Here is a 22,060-nt window from a genome sequence, read left to right as displayed (position 1 = left end):
CGACACCGGGAGGCCCCTGGCATGATTCCCGCCGCCTATCAGTACGGAAGCAGGAGGACGGAGAGGACCAGTACGCTGATGATGCCCACGATGCTGGGCACGCTGGTCCGCTTGAGCACCTTGGTGGGCTCCACCTTGATGCTGGCAGCCACGATCATAATGACCGCCGCCACCGGGGATATGCCACGGGCCAGGTTGGCGATCATCTGCATGGGCAAGGCGATAAGGATGCCGTTGACACCCGCAGCAGCAGCGATTCCGGGCACCAGGGCGATGACCGCGTAGAACATGGCCAGGCCGCCACCGGACAGGAAGCCGAACAGGCAGGTGGCCAAAGCGAAGATCAGAGCCACGGTCAGGCCGGCTCCGGTGGACCCCTCCACGGAGTGGGTCAGGGCATCAATCAGTCCCAGCTTCTGCACACCGGTGGTGAAGAGTGAGCCGCCGCAGACCAGGATGACCACCTGGCTGAAGCCACGACCCATACCGGTGAACATCTCGACGACCGACCCCTGGATCTTCTTGAAGGAGCGATGGCGGATGGTCTCGATGATGACCGCGATGAAGAAGGAGATGAAGGTCAGCACCACGATATCCATGGTCAGACCCTTGACGAACATGGCCGCAATACCGATGACCAGAATCAGAATGAGGGGCAGCAGGGGCAGGAAGGCGTAGTACCCGGGAATACCGGTGGTATCACGCACGGCTTCCGCTTCATGCTCGGCCTGGTCGGCAATGACCGTGCCCTCCTCATGACGGTCGCACCACTTCTGCCAGAGGTAGTGGGCCAAAGCCATGATAAGCAGGGAGGGAATGGCGATCTTGGCATTGTTGCCGACATATTCGATCAGATCGTAATTGAGTGTCTTGGCGGCAATGACGTTGTCCGCACCCAAGGGGGTGGGCATGATGGTGGCCGTGCAGGCAATCACTCCGGCGGCGGTCAGTGAGGAAAGGCCCATGCCCACCAGTACCGGGTAGAGGATCGACATGAGGATGATCGCCAGGCTGGAAGCGCTGGGGATGACCAGGGACATGACATTACCCAGCAGGAAGACAGCCGGCACGATGAGCGCCTTGTGCTTGATGTGACGCAGGGGCTTGACCATGTAGTTCACGGCAACCTGGTTGGCTCCGATGACGTTCATATAGGCCGAGTAACCAAACAGGACCATGATGACCAGACCAGCGGCCTGGAGCTGGTCGAGGATGGTGTCCTTGAATACCATGAAGACATCGAAGAGACCGAAACCGGTACCCTTGCCCGCATCATACAGGGGATGTCCCAGAGCCCAGGCACCCAGGAGGAGGACCAGGCCACCGATAATCAGGCTCAGGGCCGGATTGTATTTCTTGATGATCAGGTACCCGATCGCCACCAGGACGACCAGAACCAGAATGATCTCCGCAATCATCTATTGACTCTCTTTCTTGATCTTACTTTTGTTATCAAATGCACTTGCTCATGCCGTCCAGGAACCAGGCCCGGAATCCTTCGGAATCCACATCGACAGCGACGGAAGCGTTGGCGGCGCGGTTCCGATAGCCCTTCAGGTCAACGACGGTGCAACCGCGGGTCGGACCCTGCGCCAGCTCCACCTCAACGGAGGTTTCGGCGAATTCGAAGAGTTCGGGAGCCAGGATGCACGCGACCGCGCAGGGATCGTACATCTTCAGACCCGTGGCGAAGCTTCCTCCGCGGTACTTCTTGAACAGGTCGTGGGTCATCGTGCCCACCTTCCCCATGGCAGGCAGCTGAGCGCTGTCCTCGGGCAGGACCAGGGCCTTGAGACCGACGTCCAAACCGGCCATGACGATGGGGATTCCCGACTCGAAGACAATGGCAGCGGCCTCGGGATCCGTGGCTATATTGAACTCGGACATGACGCCACGGTTGCCGCGGGCAGTGGAGCCTCCCATCATGGCGATCCGTCCAATCCCCTTGGCGACCTCTGGGTAGACCTTGAGCAGGAGGGCGATATTGGTCAGCGGCCCGATGGTCACCAGGGTGACTGGTTCGGACGAGTCCATGATCTCCTTGCGCATGGCCTCGATCGCATTTTCCTTCAGCAGCAGTGAGCGATCGGGCTCAGGGAAGTCGAAGCCCTCCATTCCGGTCTTTCCATGGATGTCACTGGCATCCACGAACGGCTCCAGCAGAGGAGCGGGGGCCCCCTGGGCCACCGGAATGGGTCGCTCGAAATAGGTCAGCAACCGCAGGGCGTTCAGTGTGGTCTTGTCCAAGCCGACGTTGCCGGCCACCGTGGTAATCAGACGCACATCCAGCCGGGGCGAGAACAATGCCAGGGCGATGGCGACGGCATCGTCGATTCCCGGGTCGGTATCGATGATGACAGGTGTAGGATTCATGATTCCTTCTCCTTTGATTTGTTTACAGTTGATACTCGCGCTTCATAGGCACCATCCAGAAAGAGGACCATCCCGCTTCCCAGACCCGGACCGGGTCGCCGGGTAAAACCATGCTCCTCGTAGAAGCCTTCCTTGCCGGGGGTGGCCATCAGCCCTACGTAGGCATGCTCACAGGCCTCTTGGCCAATTCGGTCCAGCAGAGCCTGGAGGATGGCACTTCCCACGCCCTGGTGACGGCAAGGGGGCAACACCACGAGGTCCTTGATGAAGAAGGCGATGCGCCCGTCGGCCACGACCCGGCCTATACCGGCTGGCTCACCGTCTACGTCGGCCACGACCGAGCAGTAACCACCGTCCAAGGCCGCCTTCACATCATCGATGGGGTAAGGATGAAAGTCAGCAGTCGAGCGCACCCGTTCATAGAGTTCCGGAGTCAGTGCATCGTGCCGTATGACGACCTCCATTGGAATCCTCTCCTTTGAGTGCTTACGTTGCTATAACGTTTTATCAACACAACAGAGTGTAACCCGGCACCAGTGGTTTGTCTAATTCAGCAGTTTCGCGCTGAATGCTAGTCCTGGAATCGCCCGGTATTCTCGGGGTCTCCCGGCAGGCCATCCATGGTGTCCTCGGCGCCCAGGACCTGCCTCCAAAAGTCCAGGGGACGGCCATAGGGACAGGCCTGACCGCCCCTCACCTGTAGGTCGGCCTTGGTTTGCAGCACGTTCTCCTCGTCGATCCCATCCAGGAAGCCGGTCAGCCGGGTAAAGCGGTCGGGGTCGTAGAAGATGCCACCGACGATTTCAAGGAGCCTGCCGGCCCTCTGCATGGGCAGGGAGTCCCAGTGCCGAAGTTCGATGTAGTTCTTCAATCGAACGTCATTGAAGTGGGTGGTCAGGATATGCGCAATCTCGGCGTCATTGAGTCGCCGGTCAGGATAGATGTCCCCTGCGTTCTCATGCCAGGCTATGAAGACCTGCTTCCCCTCCGGCCCCTCCACCTCAGGGGTGCGGGAGACGTCGGCCACCATGAGCGGGGTCGACAGCACATCAACGGCGTAGTCCTCCCAACCGAATCCATCATCGAACAGACCAGGGGTCAGGCCGGTACGCTGAGGGTCGAGCCAATCCCATATCCTCTGTCGCCTCAAGGGCAGACGATTGGGACTACCCTCGAAGACCGGGGTGTTCCGGAAGAAGTAGGCGAGAATGGGACCGATGGCCGTACCCAGGCGAATCTTGGCAATGGCATCGGACTCGTCCCGATAGTCGATGCTGATCTGGGTGGAAGCGGTACTGCGCATCATCATCGGCCCGCATTGGCCGATGCGGCCCAGGTAGGTGTTCATGACCGCATACCGTTCCTTGGGGTTGACCCCCACATCCGCATAGGAACCTGCCGGACGGTACCCATACTCGACCAGGCGGAACCCCAGTCGCTCGGCAATCGGATCCACTTCCGCACGAAAGCGGCGGTACAGGTCTTCGAACCCCTGGCGATCGCGCACCACACCCAGCGAACACTCCACCTGGCTTCCCGGCTCCAGGGAGACCACGCAGCCCGGCCGACTCAGCCCGACCAGGTGCCCATCCTCACGATATTCCGCATCACCGTCGTAGTAGGGCTCCAAGGCCGAAAGCAGGGCCTCTATGCCCCGCTCCCCCTCATAGGGAACCGGGGCATCGCTTCCGTCATTGCTGACCGGGATGTGCTCTATTTCGACGCCGAAACGCCACTGGGACGAAGGCTTGGCCCCCCGAGAGAAGTAGTCGACCAGGCTGTCCACATGACGGGGATTGGGCACCGTCAACAGGTGTGCATATCCAACTCTTCCGTTTTCCCTCATGCTGCCATGGTAGGAGCGCGCGGAGGTCACAGGCAATCAACACGCCAGGATACCCGCACCTGGCGGACAGCCCGGGGCGATTGCAGCTCAGTCGACGGTCACCGTCACAGCCTGCAAATCCTCCCTGCGCGAGGATGACCCCACCAGCACCTGGAACTGACCCGGTTCGACCTTGCGGCGGCATTCGGCATCAACCAGGGTCCATTCGGCCACAGGAAGGTCGAAGACCACCTTGCAGGTCTGCCCCGGATCCAGTCGAACCCTGCGGAAGGCCTTGAGCTCACGGTCGGCCCAGCTGACCGAGGTCACCAGGTCGCTGATGTAGACCTGGACCACCTCGGTACCCGGCAGCCGGCCGGTGTTGGTCAGGTCCACGGACACTCTGACCACGTCTTCAGCTCCCACGGTGTCCGAGCCGTCGACCTGGGGCTGTCCGTACGCGAAGGTGGTGTAACCCATCCCCTGGCCGAAGGCGAAGGCCGGTTCCTGGGTCAGGTCGGCATACCGGTTGCCGTGCTGTCCTCGAATCTGGTTGTAATAGACCGGCAACTGCCCGGCATGCCTGGGGAAGGTGATGGGCAGTCGGCCCGTGGGCTCGACCATGCCTGCCAGAATCCTGGCCAGGGCCAATCCACCCTGCATACCAGGGTCAGGCTGCCAGATCAGGGCCCTGGCCGACTGTGCGGACGGGGGCAGAATCAACGGCTTGGAAGACATGAGCACAACAATCATGGGCTTGCCTGTTTGAGCCAGAGCATCCAGGAGATCGCGCTGAGGGCCGTAGAGTTCCAGAGTGGCAGTCGAGCAGCCCTCGCCCACCAACTGGACCACGTCACCAACCACGGCCACCACCAGGTCGCTTTGCCTGGCCTGGTTGACGGCCTTATCGAACCGGACCCGATCGATTTCGGCAGGGGCAGCCACCTTGGGCCTGGGCTGCCCGTCCGGGAAGAACGGGCCCTCCGGGTCGTCAACCAAGCGGACGATATCGACACCCTGCTCGCAGTTCAGGGTCCAGTTCTCCGGCAGCACCCGACGCAACCCGTCTGCCACGGTCGAAATCATCTCCCGAGGCTGGTCTTCGATCCAGTCGCATTGACCCGAGCCACCGGCCCAGTCCCCCAGCTGGTTCTGGGCATCATCGATCAGCGGCCCCACCAGGGCAATGCTGTGCGCCGCATCATCGCGAGGACGACCCTCCGCGTCCACCCCGCCGAACAGGGGAAGGATGCCGTCATTCTTCAAAAGAACCGCCGACTCCTGAGCCACCTGGAGATTGAGCTCCTGATGCTCTGGAGAGTTGATGACCGCCTTCTGGGCCTGAACATCCGGCAGGCGCGGATCTTCGAAGAGCCCCATACGGAATTTCAGGGCCAGGATGTGCCTGACCGCTCGATCAAGGTCTTCCTCACGGAGCAACCCGGAATCCAGTGCATCCAGGGCCCCCTGGTAGAAGCCGGGCGTGGTCATGATCAGGTCGTTGCCTGCCTTGACAGCGGCTGCGGCGGCCCTGGTGTAGTCGGGCTGTACCTTCTGTTCCCAGACCATCCGACCCACGTTGTCCCAGTCTGTGATCAGGGTCCCCTGGTAGCCCCACTGCCCGCGAAGAACATCGCTGAGCAGCCAATCGTTGACGGTGACCGGGACCCCGTCGATGGACTCATACCCCAGCATGAAGGTGGCCACACCCTCCCTGGCCAAGCGCTCGAAGGGCGGCAGGAACCATGAGAGCAGTTTGCGGTGGGATAGGTCCGCCTCGGAGGCGTCGCGCCCGCCTTGGGTCTCGGAATAGCCGGCGAAGTGCTTGGCCGTGGCCAGCACGGCATCCTTGGGCAGCTTTCCGGTCAAGGCCGATCCGCCCTGATACCCGCGCACCATGGCTGAGGACATCTCCCCAATCAGGTAGGGGTCTTCGCCGAAGGTCTCATCCACCCGGCCCCAGCGGGTGTCCCTTGCTATACACAAGACCGGGGAAAACGTCCAGTGGACGCCTGTGGTAGCCACCTCCCTGGCTGTGGCCCGACCCATTCTCTGAATCAGATCAGGGTCGAAGGAGGCCGCCATGCCGAGCTGCTCGGGAAAGATGGTGGCTCCGCGGAAGAAGGAGTGTCCATGGATGCAGTCGTCACCAATCAGCAGGGGAATGCCCAGACGGGTACGATGAACAGCCTCGTCGGCCTTGACCATGTTCTCCGGAGAGACATGCAGAAGGGATCCGGCGTGCTGGTCCACCACCTCCTTGTCAATTCCCTGGCGGGCATCCACCTGCATCATCTGCCCGACCTTCTCCTCACGGGTCATCCGGCCCACGAGGTCATTCAACCGTTCATCCACTCCCAAGTCGGGATTGCGATAGGGCATATCCTGCGCCGTAACATCCACTGTCATCAGACCAACTTCCTTCCTTACGAACCTACTTGACGATGATTGCCAGATCCCAAGGCCCGATGGTCAGGGGTTGGCCCTGACCCACGTGCGCCTGAGCATCAGACTGTCCGCCGGACACCAGCAGGTGGCCCTCATAAGGCGAATCAAGCCTGACTTCCTCAGATGAGTAATTGAGCAGGTAGGCGACATGCTCCCCCATGGCATTGATGCCTTCGCGTACAGTAACCACACCGGCCAGGTCACGGGCAGGTCCATGCAAACCGGCTGCATCCGCCGCATCCGAGAGCAACTGACGCATACCTTGGGCCGATGGAAGAGCACCGATCCATTCTGCGCTGCCAAGACCGTGATCGTGACGGGTCGCGGCCGCATACCGTCCCCAGACAGGGTGGTCATAGGAAGCCAGGACCTCGGTACCAGAGCGCGGATTCAGCAGTTCAATCAGCCCCTCGCAGGTCGGCTCGGTCTGGGCCATACCATGCAGATCCAGGGTCAATCCCTCTCCGGGGCGGGTGAACTGGTTGTAATCGATGCCGAATGCATCGGTCAGCAGGTGCGGGGCCTTGTCGTGCCAGACCTTAAGGTTCTCATCCGCCACGAACGAGCGCAGCGTGGCCACCAGGTGACCCCCCTTACGGACATAGGCATCCAAAGCCCTCAGCGTATCCTCACTGGTGCTGTACAGGGCTGGAACCACGACCATGGCATATTGTTCCAGCAAGGACCCGTCGGCCTTGTCGTTGACGAAGTCACACTCGATGTTCAGCTCGAATAGGGCATCGTATACCCGTCTGACCACGTCGTTGTAGGAGATCTGCCCCTGCTCACGCGGGAAGCCTGTCTCCAGAGCGAACCAGTCCAAGGCGGTCAGTGAGTCATTGCCCACCATGATGGCCACCTTGTTGCGCTTTTGGAGGTGAATCAGACGCTCACCCACTCCCTTCTGCGCTACCTGCCGACCGAATCCGCCTGCCTCCTCATAGGTGGGATTGGGCTCCAGATCATGCGAGAGCAGACCCTTCCAGTAGGTCTCAAAAGAGTTGTGAATGGAATGCCAGTGCCAGTACATGACCCCGTCAGCACCTGAGGCCATATGGCTGTATGCCTGCAAACGCAGCTGACCCGGGTATGGCAGCCAACCGTCCTGCCCCTGGGCCTGGGTCTCCAGAACCAGGTAATTGTCGCCACCCTTCAGACTGCGGGTCATGTCCCCGCCGAAGGCGATCTCCTTGCCTGTCAGGTCATCCTCTGTGGGATGGTAGATATCCACACCGGCCACGTCCACACATTCGGCCGCCTCGAAATGATCGACGGCAGGCTGGACCCCGTATGACCAGCCGGGACCCCAATCGAAATCGAAGTTGTGGGTGACGAACTGGTCGTCGCGGGCATATTCGCGCACGATGTCGGCCTGCCAGGACAGATAGCTACTGACCTGGTTGCGTCGGAAGTGATCGAAAGCCGATCCCAAGGACGCGTTGATGGTCCTGGTCAGGTCGGGTAAGTCCTCCCAGGAGTCGACCCTGTTGGACCAGTAGTCCAGCCCGTAGGCCGCATTGAGACGATCCAGATCATCGTCAAACCGCCGCCTCAGGTACTTGACGAAGAGGCGCTGCATGTCGGGCGATACGCAGTCGTAGTACTTGGTTTCATTGTCGACCTGGTAGCCAATCACCTGGGGGTTATCGGCCACATGGCTCACCAGCCTGCGGATGACGCGCTCGCCATAATATCGGTAGGAGGGGTTGACGATGTCCATGATCTGACGTGCGCCATATCGGTTGGGCCCTTGGGGAGTGTCCGCCAGAACATCCGGGTGCATGGCAACCAGCCAGGCGGGCACGGCATAGGTGGGTGTGCCTACGATAACTTGAAGGCCGAAGCGCCCCGCGGCATCCAGCACCCGGTCCACATGGCTGAAGTCGAAAACACCGGGCTGTGGCTCCAGGGTGCTCCATGTGGATTCAGCGATACGAATAGTGGTGATGCCTGCAGCCTTCATCATCGACATGTCCCTGTCAACCCGCTCATAGGGCATGTACTCGTCATAGTAGGCGCATCCGAAGATGAGGCTGTCCGGAAGGCGCGTATCGCCTCGCGAAGCTGAATGGTCCTTGGCGTGAACCGCATTATCTGACATGATGAGCTCCAATTTGCATCTATAGGACGAACGTGTTGAAGGAGCGTGGTTCCAGAATCACCTGGAAACCCTGGCCTAGCTCGCCTTCCCCTCCTCGCGACGAGAATGAGAAGGGCATGGTTCTATCGAGCGCGTTCTGGGCCACGACCACAACCGATCCATCCGGGTTCTCAAAGGCGGCGGCCATCGAGCTGAAATGGCCACGGGTATCAAGCAGGCGAGCGCCCGGGCGCACATAGTGGGAGAAGTGGCGCATGACATAATATTCAGGATTTCGCGTGAATTGGCCTGTGTCCGCATCAATCGAGAAGAGCGAATTCTGCCTCCAACCCCAGGTGGATACACCCTGACCGAGCACCATGTTCCAGTATGTGTAACAGGTCGCTCCGGCACGCAGATACCGGTTGATGAGCGAGAAGATGTACTCTGCATATTCCCAGGTATTGCCACCCATACCGCACTCGGACTCGGTCTGCTCCAACTCGATCTCGGGCCAGGACAGATGGGTGCGCTCGATGTCATGCTGCCCGGCCCATTGGTATCCGATGCCGGCGATAAACCTGCGGCAATCCTCATCGAAGAGGATGTTGTCCACATACCTGTTGTAGTTCTCCAGCTCCATGCCCCCGGGGCCGAATTTCATGTCCTCGGGACCGTTGAGCGTACCCAGGAAGATGGCGGTATCCGGAGCTTCTCTGGCGAAAAGCGGCCCCAGATAGTCTCGAATGAAGATGCGCATGTCTTCGCTGGACCATAGGCAGGAGGGGAATTTCTGGTCCGCAAAAACCTCATTCTGCACATGCAGCTGGTCAATGTGGATGCCACGGCGGTCATACTCTCGGACGTAACGCAGAAGGTAGCGGGCATATGCAGAAAGGTTGCGCTCGCTCATGTCAATCCTGCCAAAATTGTAGACCTTAGGCCTTTTCATCCAGGTGGGCGGGCTCCAGGGACTGGCAAAAAGTCCCATATTTGGTTGATATTTCTGAGCCTGTCGAATATATGGAATCAGGGTCTGCTCATCATGGTCGACGCTGAAGTGGTTCAGGTCATAGTCGCCATCGGTCTCGTCGTAGCTGTACCAACCCGCCGCGAAGTCGTTGGCACCCACTGGAGTCCTATTGAAGGTCAGATTCAGCTCGTCAGGACTGAAGAGCTCACGGATGACCTGTTCTCGATCTTCACTTCCCAACTCCTGCAGGGGTAGCCAGCCCAGCTCATTAAAGCAGCCGCCGAACCCTCTCAGAGCCTGCAATCTGGCACCGCTCCATTCCAGATCGGTGGACGATTCCAACCTTGATACACTCAGCGGCTGCTCCTGCATGGCTCGCTGACGAGTGGTCGAGACCCAAATAGGCCCAGTACTTCCGTTCATAAATCCTTCGCTCCTTTGCATAATCTTCCTTAATACACTCTCAACCGTGGATCCCGGCCGGTTCACCCGACCGGGATATCCGTAGAGGCCAGAATCACTTGACGCTCTTGATCATCAGAATAAAGACGCATCCCAGCAGGGCGAAGACGATGGCCGTGGGGAAGGCCGCCGCATAACCCCAGTTCAGCGTGATGAAGGACATGACCAGAGGACCGGCCATCTGCCCCAGTGTGGTAGCCAGATTGAGGATGCCCAAATCCTTGCCGGCCTCTTCCTTACTGGGAAGCACATCAACATTGAGTGCCTGGTCGACAGACGAATAGACTCCATAGCCGAATCCGGCGATACCGGCATACAGATACATGCCCATGACGGTGGGGCTGATCCACGGCATGGCGATACCGATGGCGAAGAGAACGGAAGCGATAACCACCGGGACCTTGCGTCGCCCGATCATGTCCGAAACCGGGCCGGAGACCAGGGAGCCCAACAGAGACACAACCATGGTGATTACGGACATGACCGAAATGGTGGCGGCGGCTTGGGTGACGGTTTGCCCCACGTATTTTTCGACGATATAGAGCTGATAGGCGGATATCATCTGATAGCTCAGCAGCATGCAGAGCCTACCGGCGAAAGCCTTGTAGAAGTCATGGGCTCCACGGAAACGCGGGGGCCGGAAGGACCTGAGTACATCCATCATGGTGCCCTCATCCTTCGGCAGATAAGCAGCCGAACCCTCCTTGGGCATGATCAGAATGGCCACAATGCCACCCAGGAACATGAGCACACCGGCCAGGACGAATCCGGTGAACATGTGGGTCACCAAGGCGGCACCTATCAGGGAACCAATAGGCGACCCGATCGTGGCCCCGGCTCCATAAAAGGCGGACAGGGTTCCGCGCACACCTGATGGCACGCGGTCGGAGAGGATGGCCACCATTGGGGCGATCATGCAGTTCAAGCCGAACATGCAGAGGCAGTACACGATGGTCAATAGGACAGGGTTCGTGGTCATGCCCGTCAGGAACAGGCTTACACCACCCAGGACGGCACCACCGATGACCCAGGGGGTTCGACGCCCGTACCGCGAGCGGCTTCGATCGGAGAAATTGCCGAAGAGCAGGTTGGAGACCAGCGAAGCAACCGCCGTGCAAGCGTTGACTATACCCATCAGCGCCTCGGGTGCGATGCCGGGAACCTGCTTGAGATGTTCGGGAAGAAGCACGATGCTGACGATTCCCAGGCCTGACATCCACAGGATACCGAAGGCCAGGAAACTGGCGCCAAACCGGAACAGGGTCTTCCTGGGAACCGGCTTGCCCGTCTCGGGAGACAAGAGCGGATTCTTCTGGGCAGCAACGAGGGCCGCCTTATGCGCCTGCAGAAGTTCCGAATTGGTCAATATCGGGGTTGTTGAGTCGCTCATTGCGTCGACCTCTTTCAATTAGTCTTCTCTGACAAATCCAATGCAGGCAGACAACAATATCTACCAGTCATTAGATAAATGTATATCTAACAACCATTCGACAACTTTGTCAAGTCGTTGACTCAATACGGATTCACAGACTCTTACCATCACGGCGCAATCGCCCGACCACAGCGAGACTCCGGCCGAGCCTTGTCTGCATATACTCCCGTATACGGCCTCAATGTACGATGGATAACAGGCAACCAGCACCACACCGGTGCCAACGAGCTCGGAAAGAGGCAGTGGAACCAGCAATGGCGAGCCGAACCAGAAAATCACCGGAGGCAAGACGGGCGGAAATCACACAAGCCGCCGCATACCTCATCAGTCGGCATGGATACAACGGCATATCTCTCAAAGACGTCGCCGACAAGGTAGGAATGTCACAGCCGGGCATTCTCCATTACGTTGGCAGCAAGGAAGGCCTGCTCTCCCTCCTGGTCACGGACATCTACGACGCCAATGGCACCCCCGAGGAATTCATGCAAACGGGCCTGCCGGGCTCAGACCCCGATCATCCGCACCTGCCGGCCTATTTCAACTATCTGGTCGCCCACAACGCCGGCCGGCCCGAGCTCACCCAGCTATATACGGTCCTGGAAACGGAAGCGATTGCAGTCAGCCATCCGCTGCACGACTACTTCATCCGCAGGCCATCTGGCGTATGGGAGCACTACTCCAAATTCCCCTGGCTATTGCCCGATGGCATGGAGTGGGAGAGAGACATGCGGAGCAAGGTAAGGATGAGCCTGGAGGTTATGGATGGCATACAGATACGGCTGCTGCGCGAGCCGAAAATCGACTACGTCCAGGAATGGGGTAGATTCAAGGACCTGATCTTCCCCTCCCCGCTCTGGGATGGGTGCTGCTGATCAGAATTACAGATAGGGCCTGAGACCCACACCTACCGTGGCAGAGCCGGCCGCCAGAGACCGAATATCAAGCGGCCGGCACATGAGAGGTCAGCTCTCCGGATCCATCTTGAACGGCCGGGCGTCAAAGGGTGCCTGATATCGACGGTCTCGCCAGAAGTACTCGTAATCGTGGTCATTGATTGGACGGACGACCTTGCAGGGATGGCCGTAGGCGACCACGTCGGACGGGATGTCCTTGGTAACCAGGGACCCCGCCCCGATGACCGTGTTGTCGCCGATGGTGACCCCCGGCATGATAATGGCACCAGCGCCAATCCACACATTCCTGCCGATGCTGACCGGGACAGTGAACTGGGGCGTTCCGCACTCCCTCACATCCGGCCGAATGGCATGACCGGTGGTGACGATGGTGACGTTGGGACCGAACATGGTATGGTCGCCGATATCGATGCGGCCATCATCGACCAGGACCAGGTTGAAATTGGCATAACACCTGCTCCCCCAATGGGTATTACAGGCCCAGTTGGCCCGAACGGGCCCTTCGATCCAGCTCCCCTCGCCGAAGGAGCCGAACATTTTCCTGCACAGGGCCTGCTTCTCCTCCACCTGGGAGGGACGGCAGGAGTTGAAGGCAAAGACCATATCCTGTTGGGCGTCCTGGACCTCCTTCATCTCAGGCGTATCGGCGATATACATCCGATCGGTATCCAGTGCTGCCATGATCTCCTCGCGGCTGGTCATGGGCATCCCCTCTCCTTGATTGGGGCAGACCCACCCTGTGGCGGATCCGTCCTTTTCTCCCCACCCGGATGGGTGGGGCAATACATCCTAGGAGCCCGCGGCCCGAACGGCGGCCACCAGCCCCGCTCCGGCTACGGCCTATCCGGAACCTTCTCCTGGTCGCCCTGCTTCTTGGCTGCGGCGACCATCAGCTTGATCCGGTTGAGCTGGTTGGCCTCCGATGCCCCCGGGTCATAGTCGATAGAGACGATGTTGGCCTCTGGATAGGACCTGCGGATCTTGCCGAACATACCACGCCCGGTCACATGATTGGGCAGGCAGGCGAAGGGCTGGGCACAGACGATGTTGGGGGCACCGGACTGAATCAGCTCGACGATCTCACCGGTCAGGAGCCACCCCTCACCGGCCTGGACCCCCAGCGAAGTGACCGAGGCCGCCTTCTCCCGTAACTCGCTGATGTGGGCCGGAATATCGAACTTCCCCCTGGAGGCCCGGAATCCGGCAATCATGGGGGCCCGGTAGGCGTCCGCAGCCTTGAGCACGACCTTCTTGATGCCTACCTGGCCGCCGGTTCCCAGCATCTCCTCGTTCCATTCGGCATTGGAGATGCCGTTGACCATGAAGTCGCAGACTCCGGGCAACACGGCCTCGCACCCCTGACTCTCAATCAGGTCGACCACGTGGTTGTTGGCGTCCGGATGGTACTTGACCAGGATTTCACCGACCACGCCCACCCTGGGCTTACGGGGAATCCTGCGAAGAGGCAGCTGGTCGAAGGCCTGAATCATCCGCTTCATCAGCGTGCCATAGGGCAGACAGCCACGGCCGTAGACCTTCTTGGCGGTCCTGGAGTAACCATGATGCTCGATGGTCTCCCTGCAGATCGTGTCCCAGAGCTTGTACAGTCTGTTGGCCGAGCCGGGCTCCTGCTCATAAGGACGGACCCTGAGGAGGCACTCTATCATGGCGTCGCCCAGGTAGAAGGCCTTGACGGCACGGTGCAGCAGGGCCGGGGTCACTTGAAGACCGGGATTGGCCCGGAACCCCTGAACGCTCAGCGTGATGATCGGCACATAGCCGTATCCGGCATCAGCCAGGGCCTTGCGGAGCAGACCGTAGTAGTTGGTGGCCCTGCACATGCCGCCGGTCTGGGTAACGATGACCGCACACGTGTGGGGGTCGAACTTACCGGAGAGGAAGGCGTTGACCAGCTGACCCACCACGATGATCGCAGGGAAGCAGGCATCGTTGTTGACGTACTTGACCCCGGTGTTGATGTCCTCGGCCGAGGCGTGCTTCAGAAGCTCGAAATGATAGTCCGCACTGGAGAAGACCGATTCCAGGAGGGAGAAGTGCACAGGTGACATCTGCGGTGCCACCACCGTGTATTTATGCCCCATCGCCTTGGTAAAGCGATGCTCGGTGGCATACTTGGACAGGGTCGGTTTTGCTGCGGCTCCGCCATTCTGAACGCCTAGGCCCTGTTCGCCATCACCCTCAGCCTGTTTCCTCTCAGCCTCCTTGTGCTGCGGGGCCGCGGTCTCTCGGATGGGCCGGATACCCATGGGATGAAGACCTACCAGACCCTGATCGCTCTTGTCGTGCAGGGCAACGAACCGGGCCAAGGCCACGATATCGGCCTTCTGCTCCGACAGACTGATTTTCCGGGCGTTGGTCGATCTGAACCTGTCGGATTTCGACTGCTCGCCTGTACCCGCCCCACCTGTTTCAGTACGGCCGTCAATGGCCTGGGGATTTGGCGAATCAGCTGAATTTCCCACATGGAACGAATCGGACAAAAGGCCGGAATCGCGGTCTGCCGTATTCGCAGGCACTTCCCGATCAGGGAGAGTCTCCCCATCCTCATCCAGACCACGTTGATGACGTTCATCCATGGCGGCCTTCAGCGAGCGCAGACGAATCTTAGCCGCACCCAGATTGGAGACCTCGTCAATCTTCAGCTGCGTGTAGACATCGCCCTTGTCGGCCAGAATCTCCTGGACCTGGTCCGTGGTGATGGCATCCACGCCACAACCGAAGCTGACCAGCTGGACCAGTTCCAGGTCGGGATACTCGGAGACAAACCTGGCAGCGGAGTACAGCCTGGAATGGTAGGCCCACTGGTCGGTCACCCTCAAGGGCATCTTCTGATGGTCGTCGCCAAAGCCCGGGACGGTCTTGCGGAACTTGGCGGCCGTGGGGTTGTTCGAGGCAAGGGCCCGCTCCCCCGCCTCGGGAATGATGTAGTCGCTCAGCTTGGGCAGGTCACGGACATCCAACTCACAGATCGAATCCTCGGAAAGCACAGCCATGCCCAGAGAGCAGATGGTCTCGGGAATGCCATGGTTGACCTCAGGATCCACGTGGTAGGGCCGTCCGGACAGGACCACACCCTTGACCCCATACTCCTGCATGTAGGCCAAGGCCCGCAACCCCTCCTGTCGGACATCCTCCTTGAATCGGGCATCCTCACGGTAGGCCTCCTGGACGGCGATTCGGGCCTCCTCCTCGTCCACCCCGGCCCAATCGAAGACCTTGACGATCCGCTCGACCATCTTCTCCTTGTTGGACAGGTTGAAGTAGGGCCGCATGAACCGAACGCCGTCCTCCTTGAGCTCGGCCATATTGGCCTCGATCACCACCGGGTAGTTGGCCACGATGGGGCAGTTGTAATGGTTGTCCGTTTCAGGCACCAGCTCCTGTTCATAGGTGACGCAGGGGTAGAAGATGGTATCGACCCCCTTGTCGAGGAGGGAGCGGATATGCCCGTGCACCAGCTTCGCCGGATAGCAGATGTTCTCCGAGGCGATTGACTCCATGCCGCTCTCGAAGAGTTCATGGTTGGACCGCCCCGAAATCATGACACGGAAACCCAGGGAGGTCAGGAGGGTGAACCAGAAGGGGTAGTCCTCATACATGTTCAATACCCGGGGTATGCCGATATCGCCCCTGGTGGCCTTGTCTGGGGTCAGACGGCGGTAAGCGAAGGCCCGCTTGTACTTGAAGTCATAGAGATTGGGACGGTCGGAACGTTTACGGTTCTTGTCACCGCCCCGTTCGCAACGGTTCCCCGTTACGTAGCGGCCACCGTCCTCGAACTCGGTGATTGTCAGCTTGCAGTGGTTCTGGCAGAGTTTGCAGACATCATGGGTGGTGGTCATGGAGAGGTTGTCCAGCTGATCCCCGGCCAGGATGGAACTGACCACATGGCCCTTATCGACCTGGAGGCCGGGCAAAGTCGATTTGACCCCTTGCTCGTTCTTGGACCCGGCGCTCGGCGGTACATGGGTGTGCCCGCTATCGGAACCCCGGGATTCGATCCTGTTGACCGAAGCCTGCGACAGCTGTGCCCGGACAGGAACCGGGGCCTTGTTGACGGTGGTGGGCGTGACCCCCTTGGCCCCATCCCCGTCAGCCACCCCTAAGGATGGGTGGGCCATGCGGGGACCCGCCGCGACGATATCTTCGATCTCCTCATTCTGAGGGCAGTGCATGCGTGCCGTCAGGGCGGCTCCGTAGGCCCCCATGAGCCCGGCGATATTGGGTCTGGTGACCTTGCGACCAGTCAGCAGCTCGAAGGCTCGCAGAACGGCATCGTTGAGGAAGGTCCCGCCCTGGACCACCACAACCGGCCCCAGAGCGTTGGCATCACGCAACTTGATGACCTTATATAAGGCGTTTCTGACCACCGAATAGCAGAGACCTGCGGCGATGTCCTCCGGGGAGGCGCCCTCCTTTTGGGCCTGCTTTACCGAGGAGTTCATGAAGACCGTGCATCGTGAACCCAGATCGGTCGGAGCCTCGGAAGCCAGGGCCTGCCTGGTGAATTCCTGAATGCTGATTCCCATGGACTGGGCGAAGGTCTGCAGGAAGGACCCGCAACCGGCCGAGCAAGCCTCATTGACGCAGATTGAATCGATGACCCCGTCGTTGACGGCTATGTACTTCATGTCCTGGCCACCGATGTCGATGACCGAGGTGACCCCCGGGCTTATCTCTTCAGCCGCCCGGTAATGCGCCATGGTCTCAACCACACCCTCGTCCACGTGCAGGCCGGCGGTGATCAGGCCTTCGCCGTAACCGGTGGCACAGGCCCGGGCGATATAGGCGCCATCCGGCAGGGACTTCCGAACCTCCCTGACAATATCCGCGGCGGCAATCAGAGGACTGTCCTTATGGACCCCATAGGTGGACCAGACAATGGTCTTGTCGTCATTGATCAGAACGGCCTTGATGGTGGTGCTTCCCGCGTCAATCCCCAGGAAGTGCGGCCCCTTGGCCCCCGTCAGATCCCCGGTTGGGATGACCTGGGCACCGTGCCGGTCGTCAAACTCCTCGTGCTCTTGCGTATTCAGAAAGAGGGGACGGATGGTCCTGGCCGTCGAGGGCATGTTCTCCAGACCGGCCAGAGCGGCAAGCACACCATCCAACGACGACAGATCGAAATGCCCGGTCCGGCAGCCATCCTGTGTGACTTCCTCCGGGTGGGACCGCCCAGCCGGAACCGCCGCCCCGCTCCCCTCTTCGTTGCCGACCAGACTCGTTGTACGGCCATCCTGCATCGCATCCTTGAGAGCCAGCCTGTCCAGGTCGGTGGCCTTCTCGGATCTGGCCCTGTCGACCTCCTCCTGGTCCAGTCCCCATGCCGGGCCGAAGGGGTCATTCACGTCGGTATCCGGTGAGTAGTCTGTTTTCACCTGCGCCGCACCATCAGAATCATCCTGATCGCCGCGCCCGGCCATGATGGCCGCCCCGTAAGCGACATAAAGGTGGGCGTTCTCGGGGATGATGTAGCGGCTGACCCGGTCCTGGAGAATGCGCTTGAAGGATTCCCTGAGCTCACTCATGAAGAACAGGGGTCCACCCAGGAAAATCACGTTGCCCCGGATGGGTCGGCCGCAGGCCAAACCGGATATGGTTTGGGTGGCTACAGCATTGAAGATTGACGCGGCCAGGTCCTCCTTGGCCGCCCCGTCGTTTATCAGGGGTTGGAGATCGGATTTGGCGAAAACCCCGCAACGTGACGCAATGGGGTAGATGGTCCTGTATCTGGAGGCCATCTCGTTCAGGCCGGAAGCATCGGTGTTGAGAAGGGTGGCCATCTGGTCTATGAACGCACCTGTTCCGCCCGCGCAGGAACCATTCATCCTTTGCTCAGGGGTTGGCTTCAGGTAGGTGATCTTGGCGTCCTCGCCGCCAAGCTCGATGATGACATCGCCTTCGGGATAGGTGGCGTTGATGGCTTCGGTTTCGGCGATGACCTCCTGGGCGAACTCCGCCTGGAGCTGACTGGCCAGTTCCAGACCTCCGGAACCGGTGATGACGAGACTGATCGGGTTCTTCGCCAGCCCGACCCCGGAGAGGGCGAGCCTGATGTCGGTGACCAGCTCGGCCACGCACTGTCGAACATTGGCGTGATGTCGGCGATAGTCGCTGAAGAGGGCCTGATCCAGCCCGTCCTCGACTCCAAGAACCACGGCCTTGACCGTGGTGGAGCCGATATCAAGCCCCACGCGCAGAAGTTCCCCTGCTTCTGTTCCCCTATACCGACCTGGGGCGTCGACGCCTTCAGACATGAAACAACCTCAATCCGTGAGACCGCCATGATGGGACCAAAAATAAACCCCTCATAATACCTGGCTTGCTCTCACAATGCTACCGCCAGGGAGTCAACGGCTCCGAACTTGATGGCGTTTCCCCGTGATGCACTTTCAATCACTCCTTAGGGACCCCACCAGCTGCCGCAGAACAATAGGATTTTGCACCAGGCAGGCGCATTTCTCCGCCCGCTGTTCCCCAGGATTATCGTATTTTGCCCTTGGTGAAACAGCTGGGTTGCCAACCTCTTTGCGAACCTGGGGGCGGACAGCATCCCATCTCATATTCGTTGGGTATTTGTCCCCGTATTGAGAGACCCTGAAAGGACTTTTCATGGCACCGGCCAGGCCGGATGGGGCATAGCCCGGTCAGCTGGTCTGTCCGGCGGAGCCAGCGGTCAGGAGGCAACAGGTGCGAGCATACATGGGTTCGGATGTGGACGGAACGATGAGCGCCCCCGCCGTTTCAGCCGGGCCGGGCGGCCCGGCCCCCAAACCTCTGGACCAGTTGCCCCGGTTGGCACGGGACACCACCGAGGAGGACCCGTGGCCGGTCAGCGTACTCAGTCAGAAGTACCACGATGCAGTGGCACGCTGGCCCGGGGCCTGGATTGAAGGGCAGATCGTCGAGATCAATACACGACGCACCGGTTCGGCATATCTGACCCTCCGCGACAACTTCGAAGACATATCCCTCAACGTCATGGGGTTCAGGGCCTTCGCCACCCAGGCCAGGGACTTCCGCCAGGGGGACCGCGTGGTGGTGCATGGCCGGCCCGACCTATGGACCAAGCAGACCAGGCTCAGCTTCATGGCCGACCGGATCAAGCGCGTCGGTACCGGCGACCTGAAAGAGCAGATCGATGAGCTGAGACGGAAGCTCAAGGGCGAAGGTCTCTTCGACGCGGAGAACAAGATCCCCCTACCCGAGTTTCCGGCGAGGATCGGATTGATTTGCGCTCCCAAGGCAAGGGCCGAGGGTGATGTCATCACCAATGCCCGTCTGCGCTGGCCCACGATTGAGTTCACAGTGGTTCACGCCCACGTGCAGGGACCGCAGTGCCCGCCCGAGGTGGTCCAGGCCATAAACAAACTCGATCAAGACCCCGATGTCGATGTCATTATCGTGGCCAGGGGCGGCGGCAGCTTCGAGGACCTGCTCGGGTTCTCCGACGAGACCGTGGTTCGGGCGACCGCAGCCTGCCGGACACCCATCGTTTCAGCCATCGGGCACGAAGATGATTGGACCCTGATCGATCTGGCAGCCGACCTGCGAGCCTCCACACCCACCGACGCGGCCAAGCGTGTGGTGCCCGACCTGGTTGAGCAGGAGGCAATCGTCCTGGAAGCCCGGACACGAATCGAATCCCGTATCCAGACCATGGTCGAGGGCGAGACACGGTTGATTGAGGGGTATGCCAATCGACCCAGTCTCACCAAGCCGCAGACCATGCTGGACAAGCCCCAACGGCTGGTCGACGATTCCAGGGTCCGCCTGGACATCGCCCTCCGGCGGATTGTGGATGATGCCTCCCTTACGGTGGAGAAACTCCAATCCTCCCTGACTGCCCTCTCCCCCCAGTCCACTCTGGACAGGGGCTACGCGGTGGTACAGACCGCCAATGGCAAGGTGGTCAGCAGTCCCGACCAGGTATCCGAGGACCAGGACCTGACCCTTACGGTCAAGGAGGGGAAGATTGAAACCAGGGTCGTTGCAGCCGGTTGATACCGACCCATGCCGCCATGGCCCGCATGCCTTCCACATACGAACCAAGCAACTGACAAATCCCACAAGGAGCATCAATGAGTGAATCATCCACCAAGCAGACGAAGGGCAGGCAGGAAGCACCCGAGCTGGCTTCGGCCCTGACCGACAAGGAACGCGAAACCATCGCCAAGCTCCCCTATGAGCAGGCCCGCGACCAGCTCATCCAGGCGGTTCAGGCCCTGGAAGCCGGCGGACTGGACCTGGATGCCTCCATGCGACAGTGGGAGATTGGCGAAGCCCTGGCCAAACGTGCCCAGGAACTTCTGGGTCAGGTCCGGGCAAAGCTCGATGCCGCCCAGGAGGAGCAGGCCAGCGCCGGCGCCCAGGCAGGAACCCAGTCCAACCTGGACGCCTGAATTCGGTTCGAACCGGTCCTTTCGGCCCCGCTCAGTCAACCTCCAACGTCGCGAGCAAGGCCGCGTGATCCGACCCGGGAATGGTCAAGGTCTGCATCTGGCTTGCCCTGATGCCCTGGTCGACCACCACATGATCGATGGCAACCGCCCTTGGAACCCACGAACGGTCGGTGGGCCAGCTCATGGTCATCCCATGCCCAGCCATATGGGCGGCATCCTGGAATCTGTCTCCCAGGAAATCACGGAACACGGCATGATCGTACGTGGAGTTGAAATCCCCCATCAGCACATACCTGGTGTGGATGTGCTGCTTGAGACTGTTCATGTCGTCGATGCTGTCGCGCCAGTCCGACCAGTACCCGGGTGTGGGCGAGGTCGTATGGACCGAAATAAAACGAATGCTGGTGGAACCCTGATTGAAGTCGATGCTCCCGGCCGGCATCATGGAGGCCCGGGAATCCACATCATCCCGGGAAGGTGACCCCATCGGGGCCGCTGTCCACAGGCCGTTGCCATACATCCCGTCGGCCGAGGACACCTTTTTATATGGCAGATATTCATCGATACCGGCATCTTGAAGCCGTTGGACGAAGTCGTCCGTCGTCTCCTGAAGCGCCAGAACCTCCACCCGGTTCTCCTTGACAGCGTTGACGATCGCGTGCTCGTCTGCCTGCCCCTTGTATACGTTCGCGGTCATGACCCGGGCGACGCCATCGTTCCGGTCTGGATGCCCCAAGGCCATCCTTGTCATGGACACATCCGAGATATCCCGACCCCCGCTGTAAAAGGGGTACTGCCAGGAGACATTCAGAGCCAAGGCACCAACCAGGATCAGGGCGGTCATCCACTTGGAAGCCGTCAACGCAAGGACCAGCGCAAGGAGATCGACCAGAATCAGCCAAGGTGTAAGCGACACAAGGTCCGGAAGATACGGGATGACAGGAAACCAGGCAGGCAGCATCCTGGCACCCAGCACCAGCAGGGAGACCAAGGCCAGAATCCGTGCCAACCAGCCGAACACCAGTCGAACCAGAAAAGACTGCCGGAACTTCGCCATATACGCCTTTCGAACACGATTCAGAGCTGATCTCATTTTACCCAGACCGCGCTACGCCACTCCCCATCAGATA

At 60.1% G+C, this 22,060-nt stretch carries 14 protein-coding genes; 3 read left to right on the top strand and 11 right to left on the bottom strand.

What is annotated here, in order from left to right; translation table 11 throughout:
- Nucleotides 1-38: 38 nt before the first annotated feature.
- The 8 genes from dcuC to BINDI_RS01815 all read right to left on the bottom strand — a co-directional run bounded on the left by dcuC (nucleotide 39) and on the right by BINDI_RS01815 (nucleotide 11,551).
- Nucleotides 39-1,418: a C4-dicarboxylate transporter DcuC gene (gene dcuC, locus BINDI_RS01850; protein WP_198181352.1), complete on the bottom strand. Its 1,380-nt coding sequence runs from the start codon at nucleotides 1,416-1,418 to the stop codon at nucleotides 39-41.
- A 34-nt stretch (nucleotides 1,419-1,452) separates the two neighbouring features.
- On the bottom strand, nucleotides 1,453-2,373 hold the full coding sequence (gene rihC / locus BINDI_RS01845) for a ribonucleoside hydrolase RihC (RefSeq protein WP_033489794.1): 921 nt from the start codon (nucleotides 2,371-2,373) through the stop codon (nucleotides 1,453-1,455).
- Nucleotides 2,370-2,837, bottom strand: coding sequence for a GNAT family N-acetyltransferase (locus BINDI_RS01840; protein ID WP_052108670.1), 468 nt, complete (start codon nucleotides 2,835-2,837; stop codon nucleotides 2,370-2,372). Before BINDI_RS01840 ends, rihC begins: the two co-directional genes overlap by 4 nt.
- A gap of 107 nt (nucleotides 2,838-2,944) precedes the next feature.
- Nucleotides 2,945-4,219: a glutamate-cysteine ligase family protein gene (locus tag BINDI_RS01835; RefSeq protein ID WP_033490759.1), complete on the bottom strand. Its 1,275-nt coding sequence runs from the start codon at nucleotides 4,217-4,219 to the stop codon at nucleotides 2,945-2,947.
- Nucleotides 4,220-4,306: 87 nt separating this feature from the next.
- Nucleotides 4,307-6,607, bottom strand: coding sequence for a glycoside hydrolase family 3 N-terminal domain-containing protein (locus BINDI_RS01830; RefSeq protein WP_033489793.1), 2,301 nt, complete (start codon nucleotides 6,605-6,607; stop codon nucleotides 4,307-4,309).
- Between the two features lie 25 nt (nucleotides 6,608-6,632).
- On the bottom strand, nucleotides 6,633-8,747 hold the full coding sequence (locus BINDI_RS01825; RefSeq protein WP_081830753.1) for a beta-galactosidase: 2,115 nt from the start codon (nucleotides 8,745-8,747) through the stop codon (nucleotides 6,633-6,635).
- 19 nt (nucleotides 8,748-8,766) lie between these two features.
- A complete protein-coding gene (locus BINDI_RS01820; RefSeq protein ID WP_033489792.1) occupies nucleotides 8,767-10,122 on the bottom strand; it encodes a glycoside hydrolase family 30 protein in 1,356 nt (451 codons plus the stop codon).
- 94 nt (nucleotides 10,123-10,216) lie between these two features.
- Nucleotides 10,217-11,551: an MFS transporter gene (locus tag BINDI_RS01815; RefSeq protein ID WP_033489791.1), complete on the bottom strand. Its 1,335-nt coding sequence runs from the start codon at nucleotides 11,549-11,551 to the stop codon at nucleotides 10,217-10,219.
- 296 nt (nucleotides 11,552-11,847) lie between these two features.
- Here BINDI_RS01815 and BINDI_RS01810 point away from each other — a divergent pair, with 296 nt between their 5' ends.
- Entirely contained in the window at nucleotides 11,848-12,465 is a 618-nt protein-coding gene (locus tag BINDI_RS01810) for a TetR/AcrR family transcriptional regulator (protein WP_033489790.1), read from the top strand.
- Nucleotides 12,466-12,555: 90 nt separating this feature from the next.
- Here BINDI_RS01810 and BINDI_RS01805 read toward each other — a convergent pair whose 3' ends face one another.
- Nucleotides 12,556-13,209, bottom strand: coding sequence for a sugar O-acetyltransferase (locus BINDI_RS01805; protein ID WP_033490756.1), 654 nt, complete (start codon nucleotides 13,207-13,209; stop codon nucleotides 12,556-12,558).
- A gap of 131 nt (nucleotides 13,210-13,340) precedes the next feature.
- Complete coding sequence (locus BINDI_RS01800; RefSeq protein WP_052108669.1) at nucleotides 13,341-18,785, bottom strand: acyl-CoA dehydratase activase-related protein; 5,445 nt, start codon at nucleotides 18,783-18,785, stop codon at nucleotides 13,341-13,343.
- 469 nt (nucleotides 18,786-19,254) lie between these two features.
- On the opposite strand from BINDI_RS01800, the gene xseA reads away from it, so the two are divergent.
- Both xseA and BINDI_RS01790 read left to right on the top strand, forming a co-directional pair.
- A complete protein-coding gene (gene xseA / locus BINDI_RS01795) occupies nucleotides 19,255-20,532 on the top strand; it encodes an exodeoxyribonuclease VII large subunit (protein WP_051875774.1) in 1,278 nt (425 codons plus the stop codon).
- Nucleotides 20,533-20,609: 77 nt separating this feature from the next.
- Nucleotides 20,610-20,930 (top strand): exodeoxyribonuclease VII small subunit, encoded by a 321-nt coding sequence (locus tag BINDI_RS01790; RefSeq protein ID WP_052108668.1) that lies wholly within the window; start codon nucleotides 20,610-20,612, stop codon nucleotides 20,928-20,930.
- A 31-nt stretch (nucleotides 20,931-20,961) separates the two neighbouring features.
- Here BINDI_RS01790 and BINDI_RS01785 read toward each other — a convergent pair whose 3' ends face one another.
- Nucleotides 20,962-21,987 (bottom strand): endonuclease/exonuclease/phosphatase family protein, encoded by a 1,026-nt coding sequence (locus BINDI_RS01785; RefSeq protein WP_033489789.1) that lies wholly within the window; start codon nucleotides 21,985-21,987, stop codon nucleotides 20,962-20,964.
- Nucleotides 21,988-22,060: the final 73 nt, after the last annotated feature.

Origin of the sequence: Bifidobacterium [indicum] DSM 20214 = LMG 11587, from assembly GCF_000706765.1 — a bacterium.
Lineage (GTDB): Bacteria > Actinomycetota > Actinomycetes > Actinomycetales > Bifidobacteriaceae > Bombiscardovia > Bombiscardovia coryneformis.
The sequence above is the reverse complement of the archived record's forward strand: the minus strand, read 5'-3'. Positions and strand labels throughout refer to the sequence as shown.